The sequence below is a fragment of the Cupriavidus necator genome, assembly GCF_016127575.1.
GTDB classification, from domain to species: Bacteria; Pseudomonadota; Gammaproteobacteria; order Burkholderiales; family Burkholderiaceae; genus Cupriavidus; species Cupriavidus necator_D.
The window spans coordinates 2529959-2552625 of record NZ_CP066018.1 but is presented as its reverse complement, the minus strand read 5'-3'; the positions used below and the strand labels follow the sequence as shown (position 1 = coordinate 2552625).

Below are 22667 nucleotides of genomic sequence, written 5' to 3'. Positions count from 1 at the left end.
CTAGCCGCGCGGCAGCCACTCCGGCGCGTGCGTGCCGAGCGGCTCGGACGGCAAGGTCCAGCGCGCCGGCGTTTCCGACAGATGCGCCGCATGACGCACCACCGTCAGCATGCCGAAGCCCGACGGCACGGCCTCAAGCAGGTCGGAAACGTCGTCGATCTTCTGCTCGGGCGCCTTGAGCCCGTCCGGCACGCGCCCCAGGCCGCGCAGCCACTGCCCCACCTGCGCCAGCGACACCCGCACATGCCAGCTGCCGCCCTCCACCGCGCGCCGGTGCAGCGCGGCCATCGCGCCGAAGGCCAGCAGGTAGCCCGCGGCGTGGTCCAGCACCTGCGCCGGCAACGGGCGCGGCATGTCGCTGCCGGCCGCCTGCGCTTCGGCATCATTGAAGCCGGTGGCGGTCTGCACCAGCGAATCGAAGCCGCGCTTGTGCGACCACGGCCCCACATGGCCATAGGCGCTCAGCGACACATAGACGATGCCCGGACGTGCGCGCGCCGCGGCCTCCGGCCCCACGCCCAGCTCGGCCAGGCCGCCGGGCCGGTAGCCCTGCACCATCACGTCGGCACCGTGCAGCAGCTTGTGCAGGGTGCGCTTGTCATCGGGATCGCGCAGGTCCAGCTGGCAGCTGCGCTTGCCGCGGCCGGTGTCGATCACCAGCGGCGGGATCGACGGCAGGTGCGAGGCAGTGACCAGCAGCACGTCGGCGCCATGCGCGGCCAGCGTGCGGCCCGCCACCGGGCCGGCGATGATGCGGGTGAAATCGAGCACGCGCACGCCCGACAGCGGCTGCGCATCCGCGGATGCGGGCGCCGGCAGTGGTTGTGGCGGGGCGTCGCCGATGCGCTCCAGCGTCACCGGCGGCAGGCCGCGCAAGGCGGCCGCCTGCGGATGGCGGTCCCATTCCTCGAAGCTGCGCAATGCCGCAACCACCAGGCCCGCGTCGGACGCCGCGGTCTCGAAGGCTTCGGCGTCCCGCTTTTCCAGCGCGGCCTGCACGGCCGCCTTGTCATTGGCGCAGCCGAGCAAGCGCACCACGCCGTCGCGGTGGTGCGGGAAATTGGTATGCAGGCGCACCCAGCGGCCGTCGCCGCAGCGGTAGATGCCGGCCAGCTTGTCCCACAGTTCGGGCGCGGGGCCACCATCGACGCGCAGGTAGCGTTCGCTGCGGAATTCGGTGATGGCGTGGCGCATGTCGACGCTGACGTCCTGCCAGCGGCCGGTGCGGCTGTGCCACAGTGCGGCGGCTGCCAGCGCCGCGGCGCCAAGGCTGGCCTGGGCGGCGGTGCCCACGGCAAAGCTCGACGGCAGCACCGGCTCGGCGCCGTCCAGCTTCAGGTGCGCCAGCGCCTCGGCGGGCAGGCCGGCATCACGCCACAGCGCGGCAACGACTTCAGAGGGCTCAAGCGGCACTGGCGCCGCATCGGGTTGGGCGTTCATGGGCATTCCTGCAGCGATGGACCAAAGCCGGCCACCACGGGCCGGCACGCTCCCATGCTACTCCGACACATCACTTTCGTCGCAGCCAGGCGCATCCGCGCGGACGCAAATCCGGGATAAGGGCGGAAATCCGCGGCGGCTCGCGGCGTGCGGCGGCTCCGGCACGGTAAAATCCCGCTATTGGCATTCCGCCACGCAATCTGACGACCCGGCCCCAAGCACCCAGACGCATCAGGCCGGCCAACCGGCGCCATCATGAGCCACGACAACAAGCCTACCGACAGCACCCCCGCCGCCTCCAACTTCCTGCGCAGCATCATCGACCAGGATCTCGCCGCCAGCACCTATGCCGGCCGCCAGGACAAGGCCGGCGAACCGCTGCCGACCGTCATCACCCGCTTCCCGCCGGAGCCCAACGGCTACCTGCATATCGGCCACGCCAAGAGCATCTGCCTGAACTTCGGGCTGGCGCGCGACTATGGCGGCCGCTGCCACCTGCGCTTTGACGACACCAACCCGGTCAAGGAAGACACCGAATACGTCGATTCGATCATCGACGCGGTGCACTGGCTGGGCTTTTCCTGGGACAGCGAGGGCAAGGACGGCACCAGACAGCCGCACCTGTACTACGCCAGCGACTACTTCGACCAGCTCTACGCCTTTGCCGAGACCCTGATCGAGCGCGGCGCCGCCTACATCGACAGCCAGACCGCCGAGCAGATCGCCGCCAGCCGCGGCAATTTCTCCGAGCCGGGCAAGCCCTCGCCCTACCGCGAGCGCAGCGTCGAAGAGAACCTGCAGCTGTTCCGCGACATGCGCGCCGGCAAGTACGCCGACGGCGAGCACGTGCTGCGCGCGAAGATCGACATGACCGCGCCCAATATCGTGATGCGCGACCCGGTGCTCTACCGCATCCGCCATGCGCATCACCACCGCACGGGCGACAAGTGGTGCATCTACCCGATGTACGACTTCACCCACTGCATCTCGGACGCGCTCGAGAACATCACGCATTCGCTGTGCACGCTGGAGTTCGAGAACAACCGCCCGCTGTACGACTGGGTGCTTGAGCACCTGCGCGATAGCGGCGTGTTTCGCGACCCGCTGCCGCACCAGTATGAGTTCGCGCGGCTGAACCTGACCTACGCCATCACCAGCAAGCGCAAGCTCAAGCAGCTGGTCGACGAGCAGCGCGTGGACGGCTGGGACGATCCGCGCATGCCCACGCTGGTGGGCGTGCGCCGGCGCGGCTACACCCCGGAATCGATCCAGCTGTTCTGCGACCGCGTGGGCGTGGCCAAGGCCGACAGCTGGATCGACATGAGCACCCTCGAAGGCGCGGTGCGCGACGACCTGGACGGCCGTGCCGCGCGCGGCGTGGCCGTGCTGGACCCGCTCAAGCTGATCATCGACAACTACCCCGAGGGCCAGAGCGAGGAATGCTCGGCACCGGTCCACCCGAAGAAGCCGGAACTCGGCAAGCGCGTCTTTCCGCTGTCGCGCGAGCTGTGGATCGAGCGCGAGGACTTCAACGAGACTCCGCCTAAGGGCTACTTCCGCCTGTTCCCGGGCAACAAGGTGCGGCTGAAATACGGCTACGTGATCGAGTGCACCGGCGTGGACAAGGATGCCGACGGCAACGTGATCGCCGTGCACGCCAGCTACCTGCCCGAAACCAAGAGCGGCACGCCGGGCGCCGACAGCGTCAAGGTCAAGGGCGTGATCCACTGGGTCAGCGCGGCGCACGCGTACGAGGCCGAAGTGCGCCTGTACGACCGCCTGTTCAACGACCCCAACCCGGATGCCGGCGGCAAGAACTTCCTGGATGCGCTCAACCCGGATTCCAAGCAGGTGATCACCGCCTACCTGGAGCCGGGCCTGCGCGAGGCGCAGCCCGAAGACCGCTTCCAGTTCGAGCGCCATGGCTACTTCGTCGCCGACCGCACCGATTCGCAGCCGGGCAAGCCGGTCTTCAACCGCATCGTCGGTCTGAAAGACAGCTGGGGCAAGTGATGGCCAAACCTGGCAAGGCAGCCGTGCAAACCATCACCTTCCCGCTCGAGGGCGAGTTCATCGCGCTCAATGACCTGCTCAAGCTGGCGGGCGTGTGCGACAGCGGCGGCGCCGGCAAGGCGCTGGTCGCCACCGGCGAAGTCTCGGTGGACGGCGCGCCTGAATCGCGCAAGACTGCCAAGATCCGCGCCGGGCAGGTGGTGGGCCTGGCGGGCATCGAGATCCGCGTGGTCGCCGCCTGACCGCTCGGGCCGGGCCGGCGGCGCCAGTGACGGCGGCGCCGGCATTGCAACCGAAAGGACTGGATTATGCCGATCGCTTTCTGGTGCGTGCTGCTGGCCGGCATCCTGCCGCTGGCGACGGTGGCCATCGCCAAGGCCAGCGGGCCTGGCTATGACAACCATGACCCGCGCGGCTGGCTGGAGCAGCAGTCCGGCCGCGCGCGCCGCGCCGACATGGCGCACCGCAACCACTTCGAGGCCTTCCCCTTCTTTGCCGCCGCCGTGCTGGCCGCCAGCCACCTGCAGGCGCCGCAGGCCCGCATCGACGAGCTGGCCGTGGTCTTCATCGTGGCCCGCCTGCTCTACACCGTGTGCTACGTGACCGACCGCGCCACGCTGCGCACGCTGTGCTGGACCATCGGCTACCTGTCGGTGGTGGGCATGTTCCTGCTGCCCGTGTTCGTCCACTGAACGCCGACTGAGCCATGGCCGCACGCGCGCTGGCACTCGCTGCCGCCCTGGGCATCACCGCTGCGCAGGCGGCGCCGCTTGAGTACACCATCGATCCGGCGCACACCACCGTCTATTTTTCCGCCAGCCATTTCGAGCGCAGTTCGGTGCGCGGGCGCTTTGGCAAGATCGACGGGCGCCTGGTCTATGACGCGGACAGCGGCGCCGGCGCACTCGACGTGACCGTGGACCTGGCCTCGGTCGATACCGGCAACCGCACCCTGGACGGCGTGCTGCGCTCGGCACAATTCTTCGATACTGCCCAGCACCCGGTGGCGCGGCTGCGCGCGGACCGCTTCCTGATGGAAGGCGGCCGGCTGGCGGCGGTGGAAGGCGAGCTGACGCTGCACGGCGTCACGCAGCCGCTGCGCCTGCAGGCCGAACGTTTCCGCTGCGGCGAGGTCACCCTGTTCGGCGTGAGCCGGCAGGTCTGCGGCGGTGACTTCCGCGCCGAGGTGCCGCGCAGTGCCTTTGGCATGACCCGCTTCCTGCCCGAGGTAGGCGACACCGTGACGCTGCAAGTGGCGGTCGAGGCATCGCCCGCGGGCAGCACCCCACGGTAACCGTATTCGTCACCTCCGGCGCAAATTTCTCTTGTAGAATCAGCGCTTTGCCCAATTCCCGCCACGCTCGCCTGCGTGTGCCTGATGGGGGCGCGCGAGACCAAGACCATGTTCGACATCCATTCCGGCGACATCGTGGCCGCCGCACTGGCAGCTGCCGGTGCCTGCCTGGCCTGCAGCATTCCGGGCGACTTCCTGCGCCGCTTCCCGCTGTGGGCAGTGCAAACCTACGGCCGCGGCGCGCTGCTGATGCCGTTCCTGGCGATGATGGTCGGCACCTGGCTGTTCCGCCTCGGGGTGGCCGGCCAGATCGACTCCACCGCCGGGCAGGCGCTGATCGTTGCCGCCGGCTTCCTGAGCACGCTGCTGCTGTCGGCGCTGCTGCGCTTCTACCTCAAGGAATACCGCAAGCGCTGAGCCACTGCGCGAGTATGCCGGGCCCGCAGGCGGTGTCCGGCAAATGGCGTATGATGCGGCCTTTTGCGTCTCCCGCACCCCAGCCGGGGCGCCTGCCGCTCACTTCACCTCATGGCGCTCAAATCCACCATCTTCAAAGCTGACCTGTCGGTCTCCGACATGGACCGGCCCTACTACGGCAGCCACAGCCTGACCATCGCCCAGCACCCGTCCGAGAATGACGCGCGCATGATGGTGCGCCTGCTGGCCTTTGCCTGCGAAGCCACCGAAACGCTGGCCTTCACGCGCGGCCTGGACGAACCCGACGAACCCGACCTGTGGGACAAGCGCCTGACCGGCGACATCGCCCACTGGGTCGAACTGGGCCAGCCCGACGAAGCGCGCCTGAAGCGCGCCGCGGCGCGCGCCGAGCGCGTGACCGTCTATACCTACAACGCCGCCAGCGCGCGCGAATGGTGGAAGGGCATGGCGGGCAAGGCCGGCAAGCTGCGCAACGTCACCGTCTACAATGTCCCGGCGGAAGCGGTCGAAGCCCTGGCTGCGCTGGCGCAGCGCGCCATGCGCCTGTCGGTGACGATCCAGGACGGCGACATCTGGGTGGCCGACGACGACCGCAATGTGCAACTGACGCTGGATGTGCTCCAGCGCGCCCAAGCCTGAACGCAGCCGCGCTGCGTTCTCCTCTCACCACGTCTGTTCCCATCGGAAGGAAATACGCCATGCAAACCACGCCCTCTGGCCTGCAATACGAAGACACCACCGTCGGCGCCGGCGCCGAAGCCACCGCCGGCAAGCACGTCACCGTGCACTACACCGGCTGGCTGTACGAGAACGGCCAGGCTGGCCGCAAGTTCGATTCGAGCAAGGACCGCAACGACCCGTTCGTGTTCCCGCTGGGTGCCGGCCATGTGATCCGCGGCTGGGACGAAGGCGTGCAGGGCATGAAGGTGGGCGGCGTGCGCCGGCTGGTGATCCCGGCCGACCTCGGCTACGGTGCCCGCGGCGCCGGCGGCGTGATCCCGCCGAACGCTACCCTGCTGTTTGAAGTGGAACTGCTGGCGGTCTAAGCCGGCAGCAAGGTTGTCGCGCCTGCACAGGCAGGGGCGACAACCGCGGCAACTACCCGTCTTGCTGGCGCGCCCGCGCCTCAGAACCCGATCGCGGCGTTGCCGACATCGACGCGGACCTTGTCCCGGTCCAGCAGCCGCGCCGCATGGCGGGCATAGTCCTGCGCCCAGGCAGGATCGCCGGAGAAGCGCGCCTCTCCGGAAAACTTGGCGACATTCAGGATCTTGTCGATCACCAGCACCTTGCCGACCGGGCTCGACGCCTGACAGCCCAGCTCGCTGTATTCCCGGTCGAACCAGCGCCACGCGGCGTCCTCGGTGACCGCGGCCAGCTCGTCCGTGCCGATCGTGAAGTCATATTCCTTGCCACTGCCGAACACCACCGTAAGCGTGCGTGCCATCGCGGGTTCCCCCTGTGAATTGAGGCCACCATTGTAAGGACATGGCAGCCGCGCCGGCCAGCAATTCACGTGCACCTGATCGCGGACAAAGGTGCGGCAGCACCCGTCCGCGGCGAGTGACAGAGGCGGCACGCCACGCCAAACGTTGTCAGGCGCCCACACCCGTGCCGGTTGCTCAGGCAATTCTGAGAAAAACTGGCACTTATGTCATTTCCCCCACCTTCCCGTGGCGCCGCTTTGATTTATGCTTCCACCATGGCCATCACGCGACAGGACCTCGAATCCGACCGTCTGCGCACCTCGCTGTGCAGTACTCCGGTCGCGTCCTCGCTGCTGCCGGAAGCCGTGCTCGAGCAGTCCCTTTCCGACACGCTGGCGCGCCGCCCGGAAGATCCCGCGCTTGGCGGCGATGTCTGGCTGTTCGGCTATGGTTCGCTGATCTGGAACCCGATGGTGGTGCACACCGAGCGCCAGCGCGCCACCGTGCACGGCTACCACCGCGGCTTCTACCTCTATTCCCGCATCAACCGGGGCACCTGGGACAACCCGGGCCTGGTACTGGGCCTGGACCGGGGCGGCTGCTGCCACGGCATGGTGTTCCGCATCCCCAGCCATGTGGTCGAGCAGGAATTCCGCGTGCTGTGGCGCCGCGAGATGCTGACCGGGGCCTACCATCCGCGCTGGCTGCGCATCCGCACCGGGGATGCCAGCGCGCCTGAGCAGCGTGCCCTCGCCTTCGTCATGAACCGCTCGCACGAGGCCTACGCCGGCCGGCTGCCGGATCCCAGCGTGGTCGAGCGCCTGCGCCACGCTGCCGGACTGTACGGCCCCGCGCGCGAATACCTGCAGCAGACCTTGCTGGGCCTGGCCACCAACGGCGTCGACGATCCCTACTTGGGCAGGCTCTGGCGCCAGCTGCAGGCCAACGATGCCGCCGACGCCGAGCGCGCTGCGCACGCCGCCCGCGACGACGCAGCGCCCCTGCCGGCCAGCCCCCACGAAACCGTCTGAGCCAAGGAGCTGCCGCCATGACGCGCCCCGCCGCCCTCACCCGCAGACAGGCACTCAACGAGCTGCTGGGCCTGATGGGATTGCTGATGGGGGGTGGCCTGCTGGCGGCCCAGGGCGGGCAAACCCTGGCGGCACGGCCCGCCGGCGGCGCGGCCAGCCAGCCCGCCGCCCGAGCGCCGCGCAGCGCGGCCATGCAGCCGCCGCCACGCCGCGACGCCATCGGCACGCTCGACCGCAACCTGATCACCGCCGCCAGCGCCGGCGACCAGGACCTGGTGGCGCGCCTGCTGGCCGCCGGCGCCTCGGCGCGCGCGGCCGACGAGCGCGGGCGCAGCGCCCTGCTGGCGGCGGTGCAGAACCGGCACACCGAAGTCGCGCGCACGCTGCTGCTGGCCGGCGCCGATGTGAACCTGAAGGACACCGAGGCCAACAGCCCCTTCCTGCTGGCAGCCGCCACCGGCCAGGCCGACATGGTGCGCCTGGCGCTGGCGCACGGCGCCGACCTGGCCAGCACCGACCGCTATGACGGCACCGCGCTGATCGCCGCCAGCCAGCACGGCCATGTCGAGGTGGTGAAGCTGCTGCTGAAGGCCGGCGTTGCCGTGGACCATGTCAACGACCTCGGCTGGACCGCGCTGCTGGAAGCGGTGATCCTGGGCGATGGCAGCACCCGCTACGAGGAAACGGTGCAACTGCTGCTGGATGCCGGCGCTGACGCCAACCTCGCCGACCGCGAAGGCGTGAGCCCCACGCGCCATGCGCGCGAGCGGGGCTACAAGACGATGGTGAAGATGCTGATGCGGGTGCGGGGGCATTGAGGGCCGGCACCGCGTAAATAAAAAAAGCTGGTCGGTCGACCAGCCTTTTTCATATGGCTACCCGGCTGCCTCAGGCCGCGGGCCTCTCCTCTGCGCCGGTGTTGCGCGCATTCTCGCATTCCTGCAGATGGCGCCACATCACCTTGCCGGTGCCCGACTTCGGCAGCGCCTCAACGAACTCCACCACGCGCGGGTACTTGTAGGCGGCCATGTTCTCCTTGGCCCATTCGATGATCTGCTCCGGCGTGGTCTTGCCTTTGGCATGGGCGCGCAGCACCACCACCGCCTTGACGGTCTCGCCGCGGTACGGGTCGCGCGTGCCGATGATGCAGGCCTCCTGCACGTCCGGATGCTTGTACAGCAGGTTCTCCACCTCGGCCGGCCACACCTTGAAGCCCGACGCATTGATCATGCGCTTGAGGCGGTCGGTGATGAAGAAGTAGCCCTCTTCGTCCATGCGGCCCAGGTCGCCGGTGCGGAAGAAGGCCTTGCCCTCGAACTCGATAAAGGCGTCGCGGGTGGCGTCTTCCTTGCCCCAGTAGCCCTTGAACACCTGCGGGCCGCTGACGATGATCTCGCCGATCTCGTTGGGCGGCAGTTCCTTGAGCGTGACCGGGTCGACCACGCGCGCGTCGGTGTTGAAGGTCGGCACGCCCAGGCACTGCAGCTTGGGCCGGTCCGACGGGTTGCTGTGCGTCGGCGCCATGGTCTCGGACAGGCCGTAGCCTTCCAGGTAGTTCAGCCCGAACTGCTCGCGCAGGCGCTCGGCCACGGCCTGCGGCATGGCCGCGCCGCCGCCGCCGATATAGCGCAGGCTGGCCAGGTCGAACTGGGCCAGGTTGGGGCTGGCCAGGAAGTCGATCACCATGGTCGGGATATTGGTCCAGTGCGTGACCTGGTAGCGCGAGATCAGGCGGCCGGCCACCTCGCGGTCCCAGCGCGGCAGCATCACCACGGTGGCGCCGCTGTAGATCGGGCCGTTCATGCCGTACTGCATGCCGGTGACGTGGAACAGCGGCAGCACCGACAGGATCACCGATTCGGCGCCCGAGCCCGACCAGGTTGAGCCGCCGACGATGTTGTGCATCACCGAGCGGTGCGTATGGATGCAGCCCTTGGGGAAGCCGGTGGTGCCCGAGGTGTAGGGCATCACCGCCATGTCGTCCGGGCCGGCGGTGTGCGGGCCAGGCTGCAGGCCGGCACCCAGTACCTCGGGCCACGCGGTGGCGCCCGCGGGCAGCGGATGCGGCGTGGTCAGCCAGGCCGGCGGCGCGTCTTCCGGATGTTCGTGCGTGGGCGGCAGCGCGTCGGCATACTGGGTCACCAGCATATGCTCCAGGCGCTCGGCCGGCGCCAGTTCCGCCTGCGCCTGCTCGACCCCGGCGGCCAGGTCGGCGGTGAAGATCGCCACGCGCGCCTGCGCGTCGGTCACGTAATGCTTGAATTCCTCGGCACGGTTCATCGGGTTGACCGGCACCACCACCGCGTCGGCGCGCAGGATGGCGTAGTAGCTGACGATGAACTGCGGGCAGTTCTGCATGTACAGCAGCACCCGGTCGCCCTTCTTCACGCCCGCCTTCTGCTGCAGCCAGCCGGCCAGGGCGGTGGCCTGCGCCTCCAGCTCACGGAAGGTGATGGCATTGCCGAAGTAGCGGATCGCGGCCTTGTCGGCATAGCGGAGCGCCGAGACTTCCAGGTTGGCCCAGAGCGAGGTCTCCGGCAGCACGATGGCGGTCGGCAGGCGCTTCGGCCAGAACTGGAAATGCGGGCGAGCTGGGGTCTGCATGCAAGGTCTCCTGTGCGGTCTCGCGGACCGGGGCTTTTGGTATGATCAAGGACTATAACCGAACGATCGTTCTATTTTCAACCGCAGACTTTCCCGAACCCTGCGGGCACGGTATTGGCACAAGGCGTTGCATTCGGCGCCTTCGCCCTCACAATAGGGGTATAGATTGCCTTGCCCCTTCGGGCGGCCCGCCCGGGCTGGCCGCTCCCGCCTCTCCCCGATCCAGGATTTCCCATGAGCGACGTGACCCTGCAGAATTTCGAAACCGAAGTGATCGAGGCCTCGCGCCAGGCGCCCGTGCTGGTCGACTTCTGGGCGCCGTGGTGCGGCCCCTGCCGCACGCTGGGCCCGATGCTGGAACGGCTGGAATCCGAGGCCGGCGGCCAGTGGAAGCTGGTCAAGGTCAATGTCGACGAGAACCAGGACCTGGCCGCGCACTTCGGCGTGCGCAGCATCCCGCATGTGGTGGCGATTGCCGACGGCCAGGCGGTGGACCAGTTCATCGGCGTGCTGCCCGAGTCCGGCCTGCGTGAATTCCTCGGGCGGCTGATGCCCAGGCCCGCGCAGACGGCCCTGCATGACGCGCTGCAACTGGCCGCCGAGGGCGACCGGGCCGGCGCCGAGGCGAAGTTCGACGAAGCCATTGCGCTCGACCCCGAGACCGACGCCGCCCGGCTGGCCTATATCGGTTTCCTGCTGGACGGCAATGCCATCGCCGAGGCCAGGTCGCAGTTCGAGGCCCTGTCGCCGCAGGCCGCGCAGCAGGACGCCCATGCCGCGCTGCGCATGCGCATGGATGCGATGGAGGGCCTGTCCGGCCTGCCGGACGAGCCCACCCTGAGCGCGCGCATTGCCGCCGACCCGCGCGACCTGGCGGCGCGGCGGGACCTGGCCAGGCTGCTGATCGCGCGCCAGCAGTACGAGCCGGCGCTGGAGCAGTTGCTGGAAATCGTGCGCACCGATCGCACTTTCGAGGACGATATCGGCCGCAAGACCATGCTGTCGGTGTTCGAGATGCTGGCCGACCGGCCCGACGTGGTGTCGCACTGGCGCCGCCAGCTGAGCACGGCGCTGAACTGAACGGCCGGGCCGCGGGCCCCGGCGCGGTAAACTGGCGGACTCAGTTCCGCCATTTTTCCTGCCATCCGCCATGCCAGCGCCCCGCCTGATCGACTTCAAGACCGAGCCCGCCCCCAGCCACGACCGCCCGCGCCCGGACCGGCTGGTGTCAGGCAACCCCGACCGCACCACCTGGACGCACTACAGCGCGCAGCACGGCGATTTCGACTGCGGCATCTGGGCATGCGAGCCCGGGGCATGGCGCATCGCCTTTCCGGCCGGCAAGGAAGAGTTCTTCCATGTCATCAGCGGCCGGATCCGCATCAGCGACGATGCCGGCCAGGCCAGCGATTTCGGCCCCGGCGACGCCTGCGTGATCCCGGCCGGCTTTACCGGGCTGTTCGAGGTGCTGGCGCCGGTGCGCAAGTATTTCGTGGTGATCGACCGCGCCGCCGCCCACCCGGCCTGACTGCGCTCAGGCCGCCGTGACCGGGCCTTCGACCAGCGTGAAGCCGTGCTCGCGCATATGTTCCACCATCATCGCGTCCATCGACTTGACGTGATGGTCGAACCAGCCCGAGAGCTCGGCCACCAGGCGGCGGCCAAGCTGGAACTCGGCATCGGTGTGCACCTTGTCGCGCACCGCGGCGGCCACGGCCAGCACCTGCTGGTGCTCGCCCGCGTGGCAATGGCGCGGGCCGAAGCCCATCGCCTCCATCCACTGCTCTTCCTGTGCGAAATGATGGCGGGTATGGTCGATCCATTCGTCCATCGCCGCCAGGAAGCCGGCGTCGTCGGCGCCGGCCACCGCGGCCAGCAGCTGCACGAACTCGGCATGGGTGGCGTCGGTGACCGGTTCGCCCAGATGGAGGTGGTCCGGCAGGCCGGCGGAGGAAAGCTGGTCTTTGGCGTCCATGGATCGACGGCAATCGTGGGAGAAAACGGCAAGGATACCGAATCGGCGCGGCCCGGGCCTGATCTGGCGCAAGCCCAGGGGGTATGCTGTGGGCGATGCGCCCTGTCCGCTACACCAAACCCTCATGCCAAGACTGATCTTCTTCTGCGGCCATGCCGGCACCGGCAAGACCACCCTCGCCCACCGCCTGATCGGCCCGCTGATGCAGGCCACCGGCGAGCCCTTCTGCCTGCTCGACAAAGACACCCTGTACGGCCGCTACAGCGCCGCGGCCATGGCCGCGATCACCGGCGACCCCAATGACCGCGACAGCCCGGCCTACCTGAACAACCTGCGCGACCCGGAATACCAGGGCCTGCTCGACACCGCGCGCGAGAACCTGGCGCTGGGCATCAGCGTGATCGTGATCGGCCCGCTGTCGCGCGAGGTCAAGGCCCACCTGCTGCATGACCCCGGCTGGCTGCACGTGCCCGCCGGCACGACGGTGCGCACGGTCTGGGTCCATCTGCCTGAAGACGAGGCCCATGCGCGCATCATCCGGCGCGGCAATCCCAACGACGCCTACAAGCTGGGCCACTGGGAAGCCTACCGCACCCGGCGCTTCATGCCGGCGCCCGCGGATTATCCGGAGCTGATCTTCTTCGACAACCTTGCACCCGGCGACGCCGAGATCGACGGGCTGCTGCGCGCGCTGAGCGCCTGAGCGGCCCGGGCGGCTTCAGCCGCGCGCGATCGCGCCGATCACCGCCGACGCCGCGACAAAGCCGAACACCGCCGTCACCGCCACCGACGAGCCAAAGCCCGCGCAGGCCAGCCCCTGCGGGCCGCGCATGGCCGGCTGGCCCGGCTGCAGGTCCAGCGGCGGCGCCTCGTCGATCTCGCAGGCCTGCTGCTCGGGCTCGGGATATTGCAGCGGCTCGTCCGAATAGACCGCGGCGATGCCGAACTTCTTCTTCGGGTCGCGCGTAAAGCCCCATTGCTTGCGCAGGCCGGCGCGCACCTTGGACAGCAGCGGGTCCTGGATCGTACGCGCCAGGTCGTCGATGCGCACGCGCGTGGGGTCGAGCTGGCCGCCCGCGCCGCCGCAGGTGATCACCGGCACGCCCTGGCGCCGGGCCCAGCCGAGCATCCCAGTCTTGACGCGCACCGCGTCGATGGCGTCGATGACGTAGTCATAGCCGGCTCCGAGCAGCTCGGGCACGTTGTCCGGCGTGACGAAATCATCGACCTGCGTTACCCGGCAGCGCGGGTTGATGGCCACGATGCGCTCGGCCATGGCCTCGACCTTGGCGCGCCCGTAGGCATCGCCCAGCGCATGGATCTGGCGGTTGGTGTTGGACAGCGCGATATGGTCCAGGTCGATCAGCGTGATGCACCCGACCGCATTGCGCGCCAGTGCCTCGGCCGCCCAGCTGCCGACGCCGCCAATGCCGACCACGCACACGCTGGCCGCCTCCAGGCGGGCCAGGCCGGCGGCGCCGTAGAGCCTTGCCACGCCGCCGAAGCGGCGGTGGTAGTCATCCTCGGCCGGGCTTTCGTGGGTCAGCGGCTCGGGCAGGCCGGCCAGGTCGTGTGCGGCATCGTTCATGCTGGAGGTATCGGGTCGATGGAGTGCGGCAGGGTCGGCGCTTGGCTGCGCGGGGCAAGAATCCGGCATTTTCCGGCGGCGATGTCAGCCAATCCCCGACAAAGACAGGAAGCGCGCAACTATACAATAGACGTGCAGTGGTCCGTTCGCCGCCCCGCGCTGGCTTGGGCGGCCCCGGCCCTGCCCCCCCGCCAGACAGGAGAGCCCGCCTCATGCCCGTGCGCCGCAAGGTTGTTCTGTGGAGTGTGCTGACACCCATCGCGCTGATCGCGCTGCTGGTGGTCGTGATCCTGACCTTCGACTGGAACCGCCTCAAGCCCTGGCTCAATGACCGCGTCACCGAGGCCATCGGCCGCCCCTTTGCCATCAACGGCGACCTGAGCGTGACCTGGCGCCGCGGTGAGGGCGAGAAAGGCTGGCATACGCTGGTGCCGTGGCCGCGGCTGTCGGCGCGCGACATCACCATCGCCAATACCGACTGGGCCAAACAGCCCAACCTGGCAACCGTGCGCGAGCTGATCTTCGTGCTGCGTCCGATACCGCTGCTGGCGCACCAGATCGCGGTGCCGACCATTGTCGTCGACAGCCCGGCGGTGTGGCTGGAGCGCCTGCCGGACGCCCGCAACAACTGGACCCTCGAGTTCGGCCCCAAGAAGGGCCCGTCCGAATGGGAGCTGCATATCGGCGAGGTGGTGCTGGCGCGCGGCAACCTGGCGCTGGCCGACCAGCTCAAGAAGATCGAGCTGCAGGCAGAGCTCGACACCATCGGCGGCAGCCCGCTCTATGACAAGGCCCGCGACGGCGCGCTGGTCGCGCCCGAGGCCTCCGCGGTGCCGCCAGGGCCCCCGGCCAGTGCACCCGGCGCGGCCAGGGCAGCCTCCGCGCCAGCGGCTTCGGCGCCGGGCGTTTCCGCCCCGCCGGCCACGGCCAAGGGCCCCGACGACCGCTACGGCGTGCGCTGGAAAGCCACCGGCCGCTACAACGAGGCCACCATCAACGCCAGCGGCAAGGCCGGCACGGTGCTGAGCCTGCGCAACGCCGACGTGCCCTTCCCGATCCTGGCCGATGTGCGGGTTGGCACCACCCGCGCCGTGATCGAAGGCACCGTGACCAACCCGGCCCACCTGGCCGCGCTGGACGTGCACCTGACCCTGAGCGGCGACAGCATGGCCAGGCTCTATGCGCTGACCGGCGTGGTGCTGCCGTCCACGCCCCCGTACCAGACCCGCGGCCGGCTGATGGCGACGCTGCGCAAGCAGGGCTCGATCTACGAGTACCAGAAGTTCACCGGCCGCGTCGGCGGCAGCGACCTGTCCGGCACGCTGACCTTTACCAAGCGCGAGCCGCGCCCGCTGCTGGCCGGCAACCTGGTGTCCAACCAGCTGCGCTTTGTCGACCTGGCGCCGTTGATCGGCGCCGATGCCAAGCCCGGACGCCCCGCCAAGGACAGCCCGGTGGCCCAGCCGGCCGACAAGGCGCTGCCGGTGGCGCCATTCCGCACCGAGCGCTGGGACGAGATCGACGCCGACGTGCGCTTTGCCGGCAAGCGCATCATCCGCGATGCCGACCTGCCGATCACCGACCTGGTCACGCACCTGAAGCTGCAGGACGGCGTGCTGCTGCTGGACCCGCTGAATTTCGGCGTGGCCGGCGGCAACCTGGTGTCGACCATGCGCCTGGACGGCAAGCGCGAGCCGATGGGGGCCACGGTCGACATGACCGCGCGGCACATGAAGCTCAAGCAGCTGTTCCCCACCTTTGACCTGATGCGCACCAGCATCGGCGAACTCAACGGCAGCGCGAAGCTCTCGGCCACCGGCAATTCAGTGGCGGCACTGATGGCGTCTTCCAACGGCGAAGCCAAGCTGCTGGTCGAGAACGGCACGGTCAGCAAGTTCCTGCTTGAGGCGATGGGGCTGAACGTGGGCAGCGTGGTGATCCGCAAGCTGTTCGGCGACAGGCCGGTGCGGATCAACTGCGGCGTCAGCGACTTTGCCTTCACCGACGGCATCGCGCGGGCGCGCACCTTTGTGCTGGATACGGAAGATGCGGTGGTCGAAACCACCGGCGGCATCGACCTGCGCAATGAAAGGCTGGCGCTGACCATCCACCCGGACTCCAAGGGCCTGCGCGTGTTCTCGCTGCGCTCGCCACTGTACGTGGGCGGCACCATGAAGAAGCCGTCCGTCAGCCCCGATATCGGGGTGCTGGCGCTGCGCGCCGGCGGCGCGCTGTCGCTGGCGCTGCTGGCACCGGTGGCGACTGCGGTGCTGCCGCTGGTGGACCTGTCCCCGGACGGCGAAGACAACCTGTGCGCAACGCTGCTGGCCGACCTGCGCAAACGCCCGGTCGCGCCGCCGCCGGGCAAGACCTACAAGGATCCCAGGACCGGCAAGACCGCCGGCATGACCGCCGGCAGGCCGATCCCGAAGGAAACGCCGGGGACCGCCGCGCAGGCTGACGCCCAGACCCGCCAGCCGGCACGCGCCAGCGAGCGCGAGGAGCGCAAGCCGGCGCCGGCACCGGCGCGCCCGGACAACGATCCCCTGTACAAGGGCGGTTGAGGCGCGTGCAAACCATGGCGCGTCGCCTGGCGGCCACATGTCCGCCCTTGTCTGAAGCAAAATCGCAACACTTTGCCCCGCTGCGACATCCTGCCGCACGCAGCCGTTGTGCCGCGCCCACGCCGGGCGCATAATTAAACGGCCATTTACAAGAAGTTTAAGCATGGCAAGCATCGGGTGCGGTGCGGGTTCGCCCGCTGCATCCTTCTGAAGGCGCGGCTGCGGCCGCCCTTTGTTTCCTCTTTATTTTCCCGCCTCGGCACGGCCGCCGGCCGCCACGAGCGCGGCCACCGCGAGCCCCCGTTCCCATGTCGCTGCCGCACGCCGCCGTCCCGCCGATCACCTGGCTGATCGCGCTGACGGTGTGCAACCACGTGGCCTTCAATGCCAGCCGCGTGGTGGTGTCGCTGTTCGCGATTTCCCTCAAAGCCTCCACCATCACACTCGGCGTGCTGATGTCGCTGTATGCGGTGCTGCCAATGCTGCTGGCAATCCGCGCCGGCAAGCGCATCGACGAGATCGGGCCGCGCAAGCCGATGACCGCGGGCTCGCTGATGGTGGTGGCGGGCACGCTGCTGCCGGCGCTCTGGCACGACCTCGGCGCGCTGTACCTGTCATGCGCGCTGATCGGCGTGGGCTTCATGCTGGTCCAGGTGGCGATGCAGCTGCTGATCGGCCAGGTCTCCACCAACGAGACCCGGCTGCGCAACTACACCTGGCATGCGCTGGGGCTGTCGGTGTCCGGCACGCTCGGGCCGGTGGCGATGGGCTACGTTATCGAGCATGCGGGCTTCCGTCCCGCCTTCATGGTGCTGGTGGCGGTGGCGCTGGTCGGCCAGGCCGGCCTGCAATGGCTGCGTCCGCGCCTGCCGGCGCAAGGCGGCAATGCCGGGCGCATCGCCATCGAGGACGGCAGCCGCCACTCCACGCTGGACCTGCTGCAGCATGCCGAGCTGCGCGCGGTCTTTATCGCCAGCGCGGTGCTGTCCGCCGCATGGGACCTGCACGCCTTCCTGATCCCGATCCAGGGCTCGCGCATCGGCCTGTCGCCGTCGTCGATCGGCTGGGTGCTGGGCGCTTTCGCGATTGCCACCTTTGCCATCCGCGTGGCCATGCCGGCGGTGTCGCGCCGGCTCTCGGAGTGGAAAATCATCCGCAGCGCGCTGCTGGTGGGAGCGCTGGCCTACCTGGCCTACCCCCTGGTCACGCAGTTCTGGCTGATGTGCGGGCTGGCCTTCGTGCTGGGCCTGGCGCTGGGCAGCGCCCAGCCCAATGTCATGAATATCCTGCACACGGCGTCGCCGCACGGCCGCGCCGGCGAGGCACTGGGCCTGCGCTCGGCGGTGCTCAATACCAGCCAGGTGGTGTGGCCGCTCACGTTTGGCGTGGTCGGCACGGCGCTGGGCATGCTGCCGATCTTCCTGTCGATGGCGGGCGCGATGGGCGCGGCCGGCTACTACTCGCGGCGCCAGGGGCGCAAGGCGCTGCCACCGCCGGTTTAGCCGCCGCGGCAGGTGGCGCTGCCGATACGTTTGTCGCCACGCAAATGCGATCCCCGATGCATTCGCTATACTCGAATCAGCCGGACCTGCGGCCCCCGCCCCCGGGCGCACCGCGCATCCCGACCGATATCCTGATGATTGCGACATGACTCAACTTGCCGACCTTCGCCGTAGCTATGTGCTGGGCTCTCTGTCCGAAACCGACGTAGCGCCCGACCCGATGAGCCAGTTCAAACGCTGGTTCGACGAGGCGGTCACGGCCAAGCTGCCCGAACCCAATGCCATGACCCTGGCCACGGTCGACGCCGACGGCCAGCCGTCCGCGCGCATCGTGCTGCTCAAGGGCATCGACGACCGCGGCTTCACCTTCTTCACCAACTATGAAAGCCGCAAGGGCCTGGACCTGGCGGCAAACCCGCGCGCGGCGCTGCTGTTCCACTGGGTGCAGCTGGAGCGCCAGGTACGCGTCGAAGGGCGCGTCGAGAAAGTCTCGGACGACGAGAGCGACGCCTATTTCGCCACGCGCCCGCTGGGCTCGCGCGTGGGCGCCTGGGCCTCTGCGCAAAGCCGCGAGGTGCCCGGCCGCGACGTGCTGGAGCAGCGCGAGCAGGAATACCGCAGCAAGTTCGGCGAAAACCCGCCGCGCCCGCCGCACTGGGGCGGCTACCGCCTGGTGCCGACCGCGCTGGAGTTCTGGCAGGGCCGCCCGTCGCGGCTGCACGACCGCATTGCCTTCCGCCTGCAACCCGGCGGCGACTGGCAGATCGTGCGGCTGTCGCCCTGAAACGGTTGGCACGCGCCTGAACATGCGCCAACTACGCCGAACGGGTCGGTAGTGGGGTCTTCTGGGCGGTGCGCTGCACAAGCTGCGGAATTGGACTAAAGTGAGACCGGCGTCGCTTGGTTACTCTTTTCTTGCAGCGCTCGATACGGATTGGGCAAGGTTCCAGCTCAGTACCAACCTTGCCTGATGCGTCGGCCGCAGCGTGTGCCGCAACCATCGGGAGGTAAAGCGCATGTTTTTCAAGCAAGCCCTGGAAAAGCAACTCGACAACTGGATCGCCGACCTGCGAGAGAATGCCAATCTGCCGGTCAGCTTGCGGCTGTGGAATGGCATCGAATACCCGCTCGGGCACTTCGACAAGCCGGCTGTCACGCTGACCGTACGCGAAGCCGCGGCCCTGCCGCTGCTGCTGACGCCGAGCCTGGACAACCTGGGCGAAGCGTATGTGCAGGAGAAAATCGACTTCGAGGGCAGGCTGACGGACATCATCAAGGTCGCCTACGGCTTCTCGGCCGCGGCCACGCACCGCGCCGGCGGCGCGCTGTTCAAGGCGGCGCAGCACTTCGCGCATACCAAGCAGGAAGACAAGAACTCGATCCAGTACCACTACGACGTCTCCAACGACTTCTACCAGCTCTGGCTCGATCCCAACATGGTCTACTCCTGCGCCTACTTCGAGCACGGCGACGAAGACCTGGCCACGGCGCAAATCAAGAAGATCGACCACATCCTGACCAAGATCCGGCTGCAGCCTGACCAGACGCTGCTGGACATCGGCTGCGGCTGGGGCGCGCTGGTGCTGCGCGCCGCGCAGAAGTTCGGTGCGCGCTGCGTGGGCATCACGCTGTCGCAAAACCAGTTCGACCTGGCCACCGAACGTGTCAGGGCCGCGGGCCTGTCCGACCGCATCGAGATCCGGCTGCAGGACTACCGCGACACCGCCGGCACCTTCGACCGCATCACCAGCGTCGGCATGTTCGAGCATGTGGGCAAGGACAACCTGCCCGGCTACTTCAGCCGCATCCGCGAACTGCTGGCCGACGACGGCTATGTGATGAACCACGGCATCACCTCGCCCGACCCCGACAACGGCGCGACGCCGATGGACGGCGCCGAGTTCATGGACCGCTATGTGTTCCCGCAGGGCGAGCTGCCGCATATCGGGCTGGTGCTGCGCACGCTGCAGCAAGGCGGCCTGGAAGCCTTCGACGTCGAACTGCTGCGCCGCCACTACGCGCAGACGCTGCACTACTGGGCCGACAACTTCGAGGCCCGCGGCGACACCATCCGCAGCCTGGTCGGCGAGAAGAAATACCGCATCTGGCGGGTCTACCTGGCCGGCTGCGCACATGCCTTCGAGACCGAGAAGATGTCGATCTACCAGGTGCTCTGCCACAAGGCCGGGCTGCCGGCCGATACCCTGCCGTGGTCGCGCCGCTATATCTACGACCAACCCATTGGCCGCAACGACTGAAGGCAACGCCGGCGATTGACTGAAGACCTCTTTGGCGGGCTGCTCCAGCCCGCCCCACCTGCCCCTGCGGAGCCGCCCGCCGCCCCCTCCGGCAAACCTGCGCGTGGCAAGAGCGTGCAACCCGCACAGGCGGACGAAACCCTGTGCGCGCTCGCCGCGCAGCTGCCATCGAACCTGTACTTCGGCACATCCTCCTGGGCCTACCCCGGCTGGAACGGGCTGGTCTATGACGGCGAGTACGGCGACAGCCTGCTGTCACGCAAGGGCCTGGCCGCATATTCGCGCCATCCGCTGCTGCGTGCCGCCGGCATCGACCGCGGCTTCTACGGGCCGATCCCGCTGGCGGACTACCTGTCCTATGCCGCGCAGGTCCCCGACGGCTTCCGCTTCCTGGTCAAGGCGCCCGCCAGCGTCTGCGATGCCTGGCTGCGCGGCTCCGACGGCGCCGGCCGGCTGGCCAACGCTGCCTTCCTCGATGCCGAGATCGCGGTGCGCGACTTCATCGTGCCCGCCACCAGCGGGCTGGGCAGCAAATGCGGGCCGCTGCTGTTCCAGCTGTCGCCGATGGGTCCGCTGGCCGACAGCGCCGTGTTCCTGGAGCGGCTCGATGCCTTCCTGGGCGCGCTGCCGGCACTCGATCCGTCGATCACCCCGCATGCGTGCTACACGGTAGAGCTGCGCGACCCAGCACTGCTGACGCCACGCTATATCCGGCTGTTGCGCCGCCACGGGGTGCGCTTCTGCCTGTCGGCACGCGACCGCCTGCCGCCGGTGCCGCGCCAGGCCGCGGCGCAGGCGCTGATGGACGAGGAAGCGCCAGGCCCGCTGGTGCTGCGCTGGATGCTGCATGGGGGCCGGCCCTACGCCTACGCGGAAAAGCTGTACGCACCCTTCGACCGCATCGTCGACGACGACCCCGACACCCGCCATGCCATTGCCGATGTGGTGGTACGCACGCTGCGCGCGGGGCAGCCTGCCATCGTCATTGTCAGCAACAACGCCGAGGGCTGCGCGCCGCTGAGTTGCGTGCGGCTGGCCGAGTCGATCATTGCGAGGCTGGCGCGGTGAATCGCTTGCCGGCAGTGCACAGTGGCCGATAGGCCGCTCCCGCAGGCAACGGCCATCACCGCCTGAACACTTGTGCATAATATGCACAGCTGGAGGCCATGCGCTTGTCCCCACCCACGCGATCGGCTTGAATCGGGGCACCTTCCAACCGAGGAAGGATGGAGACGACGATGCCCCTTTCCACTACGGCGCGCACACCGGGCCGCGCCGCCCTGCCGCAGCTGCTTGATCCTGCCTCGATAGCCATTGTCGGCGCCTCGCGCGATACCAGCCGCATCGGCGGCGTGGCGCTGGACCACCTGCAGCGCCTTGGATACCAGGGTCAGGTGTATCCGGTCAATCCGCGCTATGCCGAGATCGCCGGCCTGGCGTGCTATCCCGATATCGAATCCGTGCCGCAGGTGCCTGACGTGGCGGTGCTGGAGCTCGGCGCGGACGAGGTGCTGCCGCAGTTGCAGCGCTGCCATGCCCGCGGCGTCCGTGCCGCCATCGTCTACGCCTCGGGCTTTGCCGAGGCCGGTGAAGCTGGTGCCGGGCGCCAGGCCGCACTTGCGGCCTTCGCCCGCGAGAGCGGCATGGCAATCGCCGGACCCAACTGCATGGGGCTGGCCAACCTGACCACGCGCGCCATCACCGCATTTGCCACCACGTTCCGCGCGTTCCCGCCGCAGGACGGCCCGGGTGCCGTGAGCCTGCTGACCCAGAGCGGCAACGTCTGCGCCATCGTCTACGCCACAGGAAGGCAGATGGACGTGGGCTTCCACCAGTTCATCAATACCGGCAACGAAGCCTGCCTGGACTATTCGGATTACCTCGACTACCTCGCGGACGATCCGCAAACCGCGGCCGTGGTCGGTTACGCGATGTTTGCGCAGGGAAACTAGGGTCGGCTTTTGGCGCCGACCCAGCGCCCGGTCCCTACTTCCTCAACTTGCCCCCAAACTGCTTTCGAAACTTGGCCAGTTTCGGCGAGATCACAAAGGCACAGTACCCCTGGCTCGGATGATCCTGGTAGTAGTTCTGGTGACTTGCCTCGGCGCGCCAGTACGGTTGCTCCGGCTCGACCTGCGTCACGATCGGCGCATCAAAGACCTTGGCGGCAGCCAACTCCCGCATCACGTATTCCGCCGTGGCCCGTTGCGCCTCCGAATGCGTAAAGATCGCCGACCGGTACTGCGGCCCCACGTCGTTGCCCTGCCGGTCCGGCGTGGTCGGGTCATGGATGGCGAAGAAGATTTCCAGGATCTGGCGATAGTTGATCACCGACGGATCGAAGGTGACACGGACCACCTCGACGTGCCCGGTATCCCCCTCGCAAACCTGCTGGTAAGTCGGGTGATCCACGTGCCCGCCGGTATAACCGGACTCCACCGCCACCACGCCATCGACCTGCTGGTAGACCGCTTCCAGGCACCAGAAGCACCCGCCCCCCAGCGTGGCCGTTTCAAGTCCATGTTCCATTTGC

Annotated in this window: 23 protein-coding genes and 1 pseudogene; 18 read left to right on the top strand and 6 right to left on the bottom strand. The window is 68.5% G+C overall.

Annotated features, from left to right (window positions below; genetic code table 11):
• Positions 1-1440, bottom strand: coding sequence for a CoA transferase (locus I6H87_RS11930; RefSeq protein ID WP_011615830.1), 1440 nt, complete (start codon positions 1438-1440; stop codon positions 1-3).
• 255 nt (positions 1441-1695) lie between these two features.
• Between I6H87_RS11930 and I6H87_RS11925 the strand changes: the two genes are divergently transcribed.
• From I6H87_RS11925 to I6H87_RS11895, 7 genes are all read left to right on the top strand, one after another.
• A complete protein-coding gene (locus tag I6H87_RS11925; RefSeq protein WP_011615831.1) occupies positions 1696-3453 on the top strand; it encodes a glutamine--tRNA ligase/YqeY domain fusion protein in 1758 nt (585 codons plus the stop codon).
• Positions 3453-3695, top strand: a complete 243-nt coding sequence (locus I6H87_RS11920) for an RNA-binding S4 domain-containing protein (protein WP_011615832.1) — start codon at positions 3453-3455, stop codon at positions 3693-3695. The genes I6H87_RS11925 and I6H87_RS11920 overlap by 1 nt, the downstream gene beginning before the upstream one ends.
• A 66-nt stretch (positions 3696-3761) precedes the next feature.
• Positions 3762-4145, top strand: coding sequence for an MAPEG family protein (locus I6H87_RS11915; protein WP_010813695.1), 384 nt, complete (start codon positions 3762-3764; stop codon positions 4143-4145).
• 14 nt (positions 4146-4159) lie between these two features.
• The gene (locus I6H87_RS11910; RefSeq protein ID WP_011615833.1) at positions 4160-4747 is read left to right on the top strand and encodes a YceI family protein; all 588 of its coding nucleotides are present in this window, start codon (positions 4160-4162) and stop codon (positions 4745-4747) included.
• A gap of 108 nt (positions 4748-4855) precedes the next feature.
• On the top strand, positions 4856-5164 hold the full coding sequence (locus I6H87_RS11905; RefSeq protein WP_011615834.1) for a hypothetical protein: 309 nt from the start codon (positions 4856-4858) through the stop codon (positions 5162-5164).
• A gap of 111 nt (positions 5165-5275) precedes the next feature.
• Complete coding sequence (locus tag I6H87_RS11900) at positions 5276-5824, top strand: YaeQ family protein (protein ID WP_010813698.1); 549 nt, start codon at positions 5276-5278, stop codon at positions 5822-5824.
• Positions 5825-5883: 59 nt separating this feature from the next.
• Positions 5884-6231 (top strand): FKBP-type peptidyl-prolyl cis-trans isomerase, encoded by a 348-nt coding sequence (locus I6H87_RS11895; protein ID WP_010813699.1) that lies wholly within the window; start codon positions 5884-5886, stop codon positions 6229-6231.
• An 80-nt stretch (positions 6232-6311) separates the two neighbouring features.
• On the opposite strand, the gene I6H87_RS11890 is transcribed toward I6H87_RS11895, so the two are convergent.
• Entirely contained in the window at positions 6312-6632 is a 321-nt protein-coding gene (locus tag I6H87_RS11890; protein ID WP_010813700.1) for a hypothetical protein, read from the bottom strand.
• Between the two features lie 255 nt (positions 6633-6887).
• Between I6H87_RS11890 and I6H87_RS11885 the strand changes: the two genes are divergently transcribed.
• Complete coding sequence (locus I6H87_RS11885; protein ID WP_010813701.1) at positions 6888-7643, top strand: gamma-glutamylcyclotransferase; 756 nt, start codon at positions 6888-6890, stop codon at positions 7641-7643.
• A gap of 17 nt (positions 7644-7660) precedes the next feature.
• Complete coding sequence (locus I6H87_RS11880) at positions 7661-8461, top strand: ankyrin repeat domain-containing protein (RefSeq protein WP_011615836.1); 801 nt, start codon at positions 7661-7663, stop codon at positions 8459-8461.
• Positions 8462-8531: 70 nt separating this feature from the next.
• Here the strand turns inward: I6H87_RS11880 and I6H87_RS11875 are convergent, their stop codons facing one another.
• Positions 8532-10247, bottom strand: a complete 1716-nt coding sequence (locus I6H87_RS11875) for a long-chain fatty acid--CoA ligase (RefSeq protein ID WP_011615837.1) — start codon at positions 10245-10247, stop codon at positions 8532-8534.
• A gap of 234 nt (positions 10248-10481) precedes the next feature.
• On the opposite strand from I6H87_RS11875, the gene trxA reads away from it, so the two are divergent.
• Together trxA and I6H87_RS11865 are read left to right on the top strand one after the other, a co-directional pair.
• Positions 10482-11327, top strand: coding sequence for a thioredoxin (gene trxA / locus I6H87_RS11870; protein WP_010813704.1), 846 nt, complete (start codon positions 10482-10484; stop codon positions 11325-11327).
• A 70-nt stretch (positions 11328-11397) separates the two neighbouring features.
• A complete protein-coding gene (locus tag I6H87_RS11865) occupies positions 11398-11775 on the top strand; it encodes a cupin domain-containing protein (protein ID WP_011615838.1) in 378 nt (125 codons plus the stop codon).
• 6 nt (positions 11776-11781) lie between these two features.
• Here the strand turns inward: I6H87_RS11865 and I6H87_RS11860 are convergent, their stop codons facing one another.
• Positions 11782-12222, bottom strand: coding sequence for a bacteriohemerythrin (locus I6H87_RS11860; RefSeq protein WP_010813706.1), 441 nt, complete (start codon positions 12220-12222; stop codon positions 11782-11784).
• 124 nt (positions 12223-12346) lie between these two features.
• Here I6H87_RS11860 and I6H87_RS11855 point away from each other — a divergent pair, with 124 nt between their 5' ends.
• The gene (locus I6H87_RS11855) at positions 12347-12925 is read left to right on the top strand and encodes a P-loop nucleotide/nucleoside kinase family protein (RefSeq protein WP_010813707.1); all 579 of its coding nucleotides are present in this window, start codon (positions 12347-12349) and stop codon (positions 12923-12925) included.
• 15 nt (positions 12926-12940) lie between these two features.
• On the opposite strand, the gene tcdA is transcribed toward I6H87_RS11855, so the two are convergent.
• Positions 12941-13810, bottom strand: coding sequence for a tRNA cyclic N6-threonylcarbamoyladenosine(37) synthase TcdA (tcdA, locus tag I6H87_RS11850; protein WP_011615839.1), 870 nt, complete (start codon positions 13808-13810; stop codon positions 12941-12943).
• Positions 13811-14022: 212 nt separating this feature from the next.
• On the opposite strand from tcdA, the gene I6H87_RS11845 reads away from it, so the two are divergent.
• The 6 genes and pseudogenes from I6H87_RS11845 to I6H87_RS11820 form a co-directional block, all read left to right on the top strand.
• Entirely contained in the window at positions 14023-16374 is a 2352-nt protein-coding gene (locus tag I6H87_RS11845) for an AsmA family protein (RefSeq protein WP_011615840.1), read from the top strand.
• Between the two features lie 308 nt (positions 16375-16682).
• Positions 16683-17876, top strand: coding sequence for an MFS transporter (locus I6H87_RS11840; RefSeq protein WP_011615841.1), 1194 nt, complete (start codon positions 16683-16685; stop codon positions 17874-17876).
• A gap of 145 nt (positions 17877-18021) precedes the next feature.
• The gene (gene pdxH / locus I6H87_RS11835; RefSeq protein WP_010813711.1) at positions 18022-18660 is read left to right on the top strand and encodes a pyridoxamine 5'-phosphate oxidase; all 639 of its coding nucleotides are present in this window, start codon (positions 18022-18024) and stop codon (positions 18658-18660) included.
• Positions 18661-18892: 232 nt separating this feature from the next.
• Positions 18893-20134 (top strand): SAM-dependent methyltransferase, encoded by a 1242-nt coding sequence (locus tag I6H87_RS11830; protein WP_010813712.1) that lies wholly within the window; start codon positions 18893-18895, stop codon positions 20132-20134.
• Positions 20135-20149: 15 nt separating this feature from the next.
• Complete coding sequence (locus tag I6H87_RS11825) at positions 20150-21202, top strand: DUF72 domain-containing protein (protein ID WP_011615842.1); 1053 nt, start codon at positions 20150-20152, stop codon at positions 21200-21202.
• A 170-nt stretch (positions 21203-21372) separates the two neighbouring features.
• Positions 21373-22062: pseudogene (locus I6H87_RS11820) on the top strand (CoA-binding protein); the annotation flags it as partial.
• A gap of 58 nt (positions 22063-22120) precedes the next feature.
• On the opposite strand, the gene msrA reads toward I6H87_RS11820, so the two are convergent.
• Complete coding sequence (gene msrA, locus I6H87_RS11815) at positions 22121-22663, bottom strand: peptide-methionine (S)-S-oxide reductase MsrA (protein ID WP_010813715.1); 543 nt, start codon at positions 22661-22663, stop codon at positions 22121-22123.
• Positions 22664-22667 lie beyond the last annotated feature (4 nt).

What these genes read in the sequence shown, in the direction of transcription:
- I6H87_RS11860 (WP_010813706.1), bottom strand. Translation starts at nt 12,222, where the DNA reads ATGGACGCCAAAGACCAGCTTTCCTCCGCCGGCCTGCCGGACCACCTC.
- I6H87_RS11840 (WP_011615841.1), top strand. Translation starts at nt 16,683, where the DNA reads ATGTCGCTGCCGCACGCCGCCGTCCCGCCGATCACCTGGCTGATCGCG.
- I6H87_RS11830 (WP_010813712.1), top strand. Translation starts at nt 18,893, where the DNA reads ATGTTTTTCAAGCAAGCCCTGGAAAAGCAACTCGACAACTGGATCGCC.
- I6H87_RS11890 (WP_010813700.1), bottom strand. Translation starts at nt 6,632, where the DNA reads ATGGCACGCACGCTTACGGTGGTGTTCGGCAGTGGCAAGGAATATGAC.
- I6H87_RS11905 (WP_011615834.1), top strand. Translation starts at nt 4,856, where the DNA reads ATGTTCGACATCCATTCCGGCGACATCGTGGCCGCCGCACTGGCAGCT.
- I6H87_RS11855 (WP_010813707.1), top strand. Translation starts at nt 12,347, where the DNA reads ATGCCAAGACTGATCTTCTTCTGCGGCCATGCCGGCACCGGCAAGACC.
- I6H87_RS11885 (WP_010813701.1), top strand. Translation starts at nt 6,888, where the DNA reads ATGGCCATCACGCGACAGGACCTCGAATCCGACCGTCTGCGCACCTCG.
- tcdA (WP_011615839.1), bottom strand. Translation starts at nt 13,810, where the DNA reads ATGAACGATGCCGCACACGACCTGGCCGGCCTGCCCGAGCCGCTGACC.
- I6H87_RS11880 (WP_011615836.1), top strand. Translation starts at nt 7,661, where the DNA reads ATGACGCGCCCCGCCGCCCTCACCCGCAGACAGGCACTCAACGAGCTG.
- I6H87_RS11925 (WP_011615831.1), top strand. Translation starts at nt 1,696, where the DNA reads ATGAGCCACGACAACAAGCCTACCGACAGCACCCCCGCCGCCTCCAAC.
- I6H87_RS11915 (WP_010813695.1), top strand. Translation starts at nt 3,762, where the DNA reads ATGCCGATCGCTTTCTGGTGCGTGCTGCTGGCCGGCATCCTGCCGCTG.
- I6H87_RS11875 (WP_011615837.1), bottom strand. Translation starts at nt 10,247, where the DNA reads ATGCAGACCCCAGCTCGCCCGCATTTCCAGTTCTGGCCGAAGCGCCTG.
- msrA (WP_010813715.1), bottom strand. Translation starts at nt 22,663, where the DNA reads ATGGAACATGGACTTGAAACGGCCACGCTGGGGGGCGGGTGCTTCTGG.
- I6H87_RS11865 (WP_011615838.1), top strand. Translation starts at nt 11,398, where the DNA reads ATGCCAGCGCCCCGCCTGATCGACTTCAAGACCGAGCCCGCCCCCAGC.
- I6H87_RS11845 (WP_011615840.1), top strand. Translation starts at nt 14,023, where the DNA reads ATGCCCGTGCGCCGCAAGGTTGTTCTGTGGAGTGTGCTGACACCCATC.
- I6H87_RS11900 (WP_010813698.1), top strand. Translation starts at nt 5,276, where the DNA reads ATGGCGCTCAAATCCACCATCTTCAAAGCTGACCTGTCGGTCTCCGAC.
- trxA (WP_010813704.1), top strand. Translation starts at nt 10,482, where the DNA reads ATGAGCGACGTGACCCTGCAGAATTTCGAAACCGAAGTGATCGAGGCC.
- I6H87_RS11895 (WP_010813699.1), top strand. Translation starts at nt 5,884, where the DNA reads ATGCAAACCACGCCCTCTGGCCTGCAATACGAAGACACCACCGTCGGC.
- I6H87_RS11930 (WP_011615830.1), bottom strand. Translation starts at nt 1,440, where the DNA reads ATGAACGCCCAACCCGATGCGGCGCCAGTGCCGCTTGAGCCCTCTGAA.
- pdxH (WP_010813711.1), top strand. Translation starts at nt 18,022, where the DNA reads ATGACTCAACTTGCCGACCTTCGCCGTAGCTATGTGCTGGGCTCTCTG.
- I6H87_RS11920 (WP_011615832.1), top strand. Translation starts at nt 3,453, where the DNA reads ATGGCCAAACCTGGCAAGGCAGCCGTGCAAACCATCACCTTCCCGCTC.
- I6H87_RS11910 (WP_011615833.1), top strand. Translation starts at nt 4,160, where the DNA reads ATGGCCGCACGCGCGCTGGCACTCGCTGCCGCCCTGGGCATCACCGCT.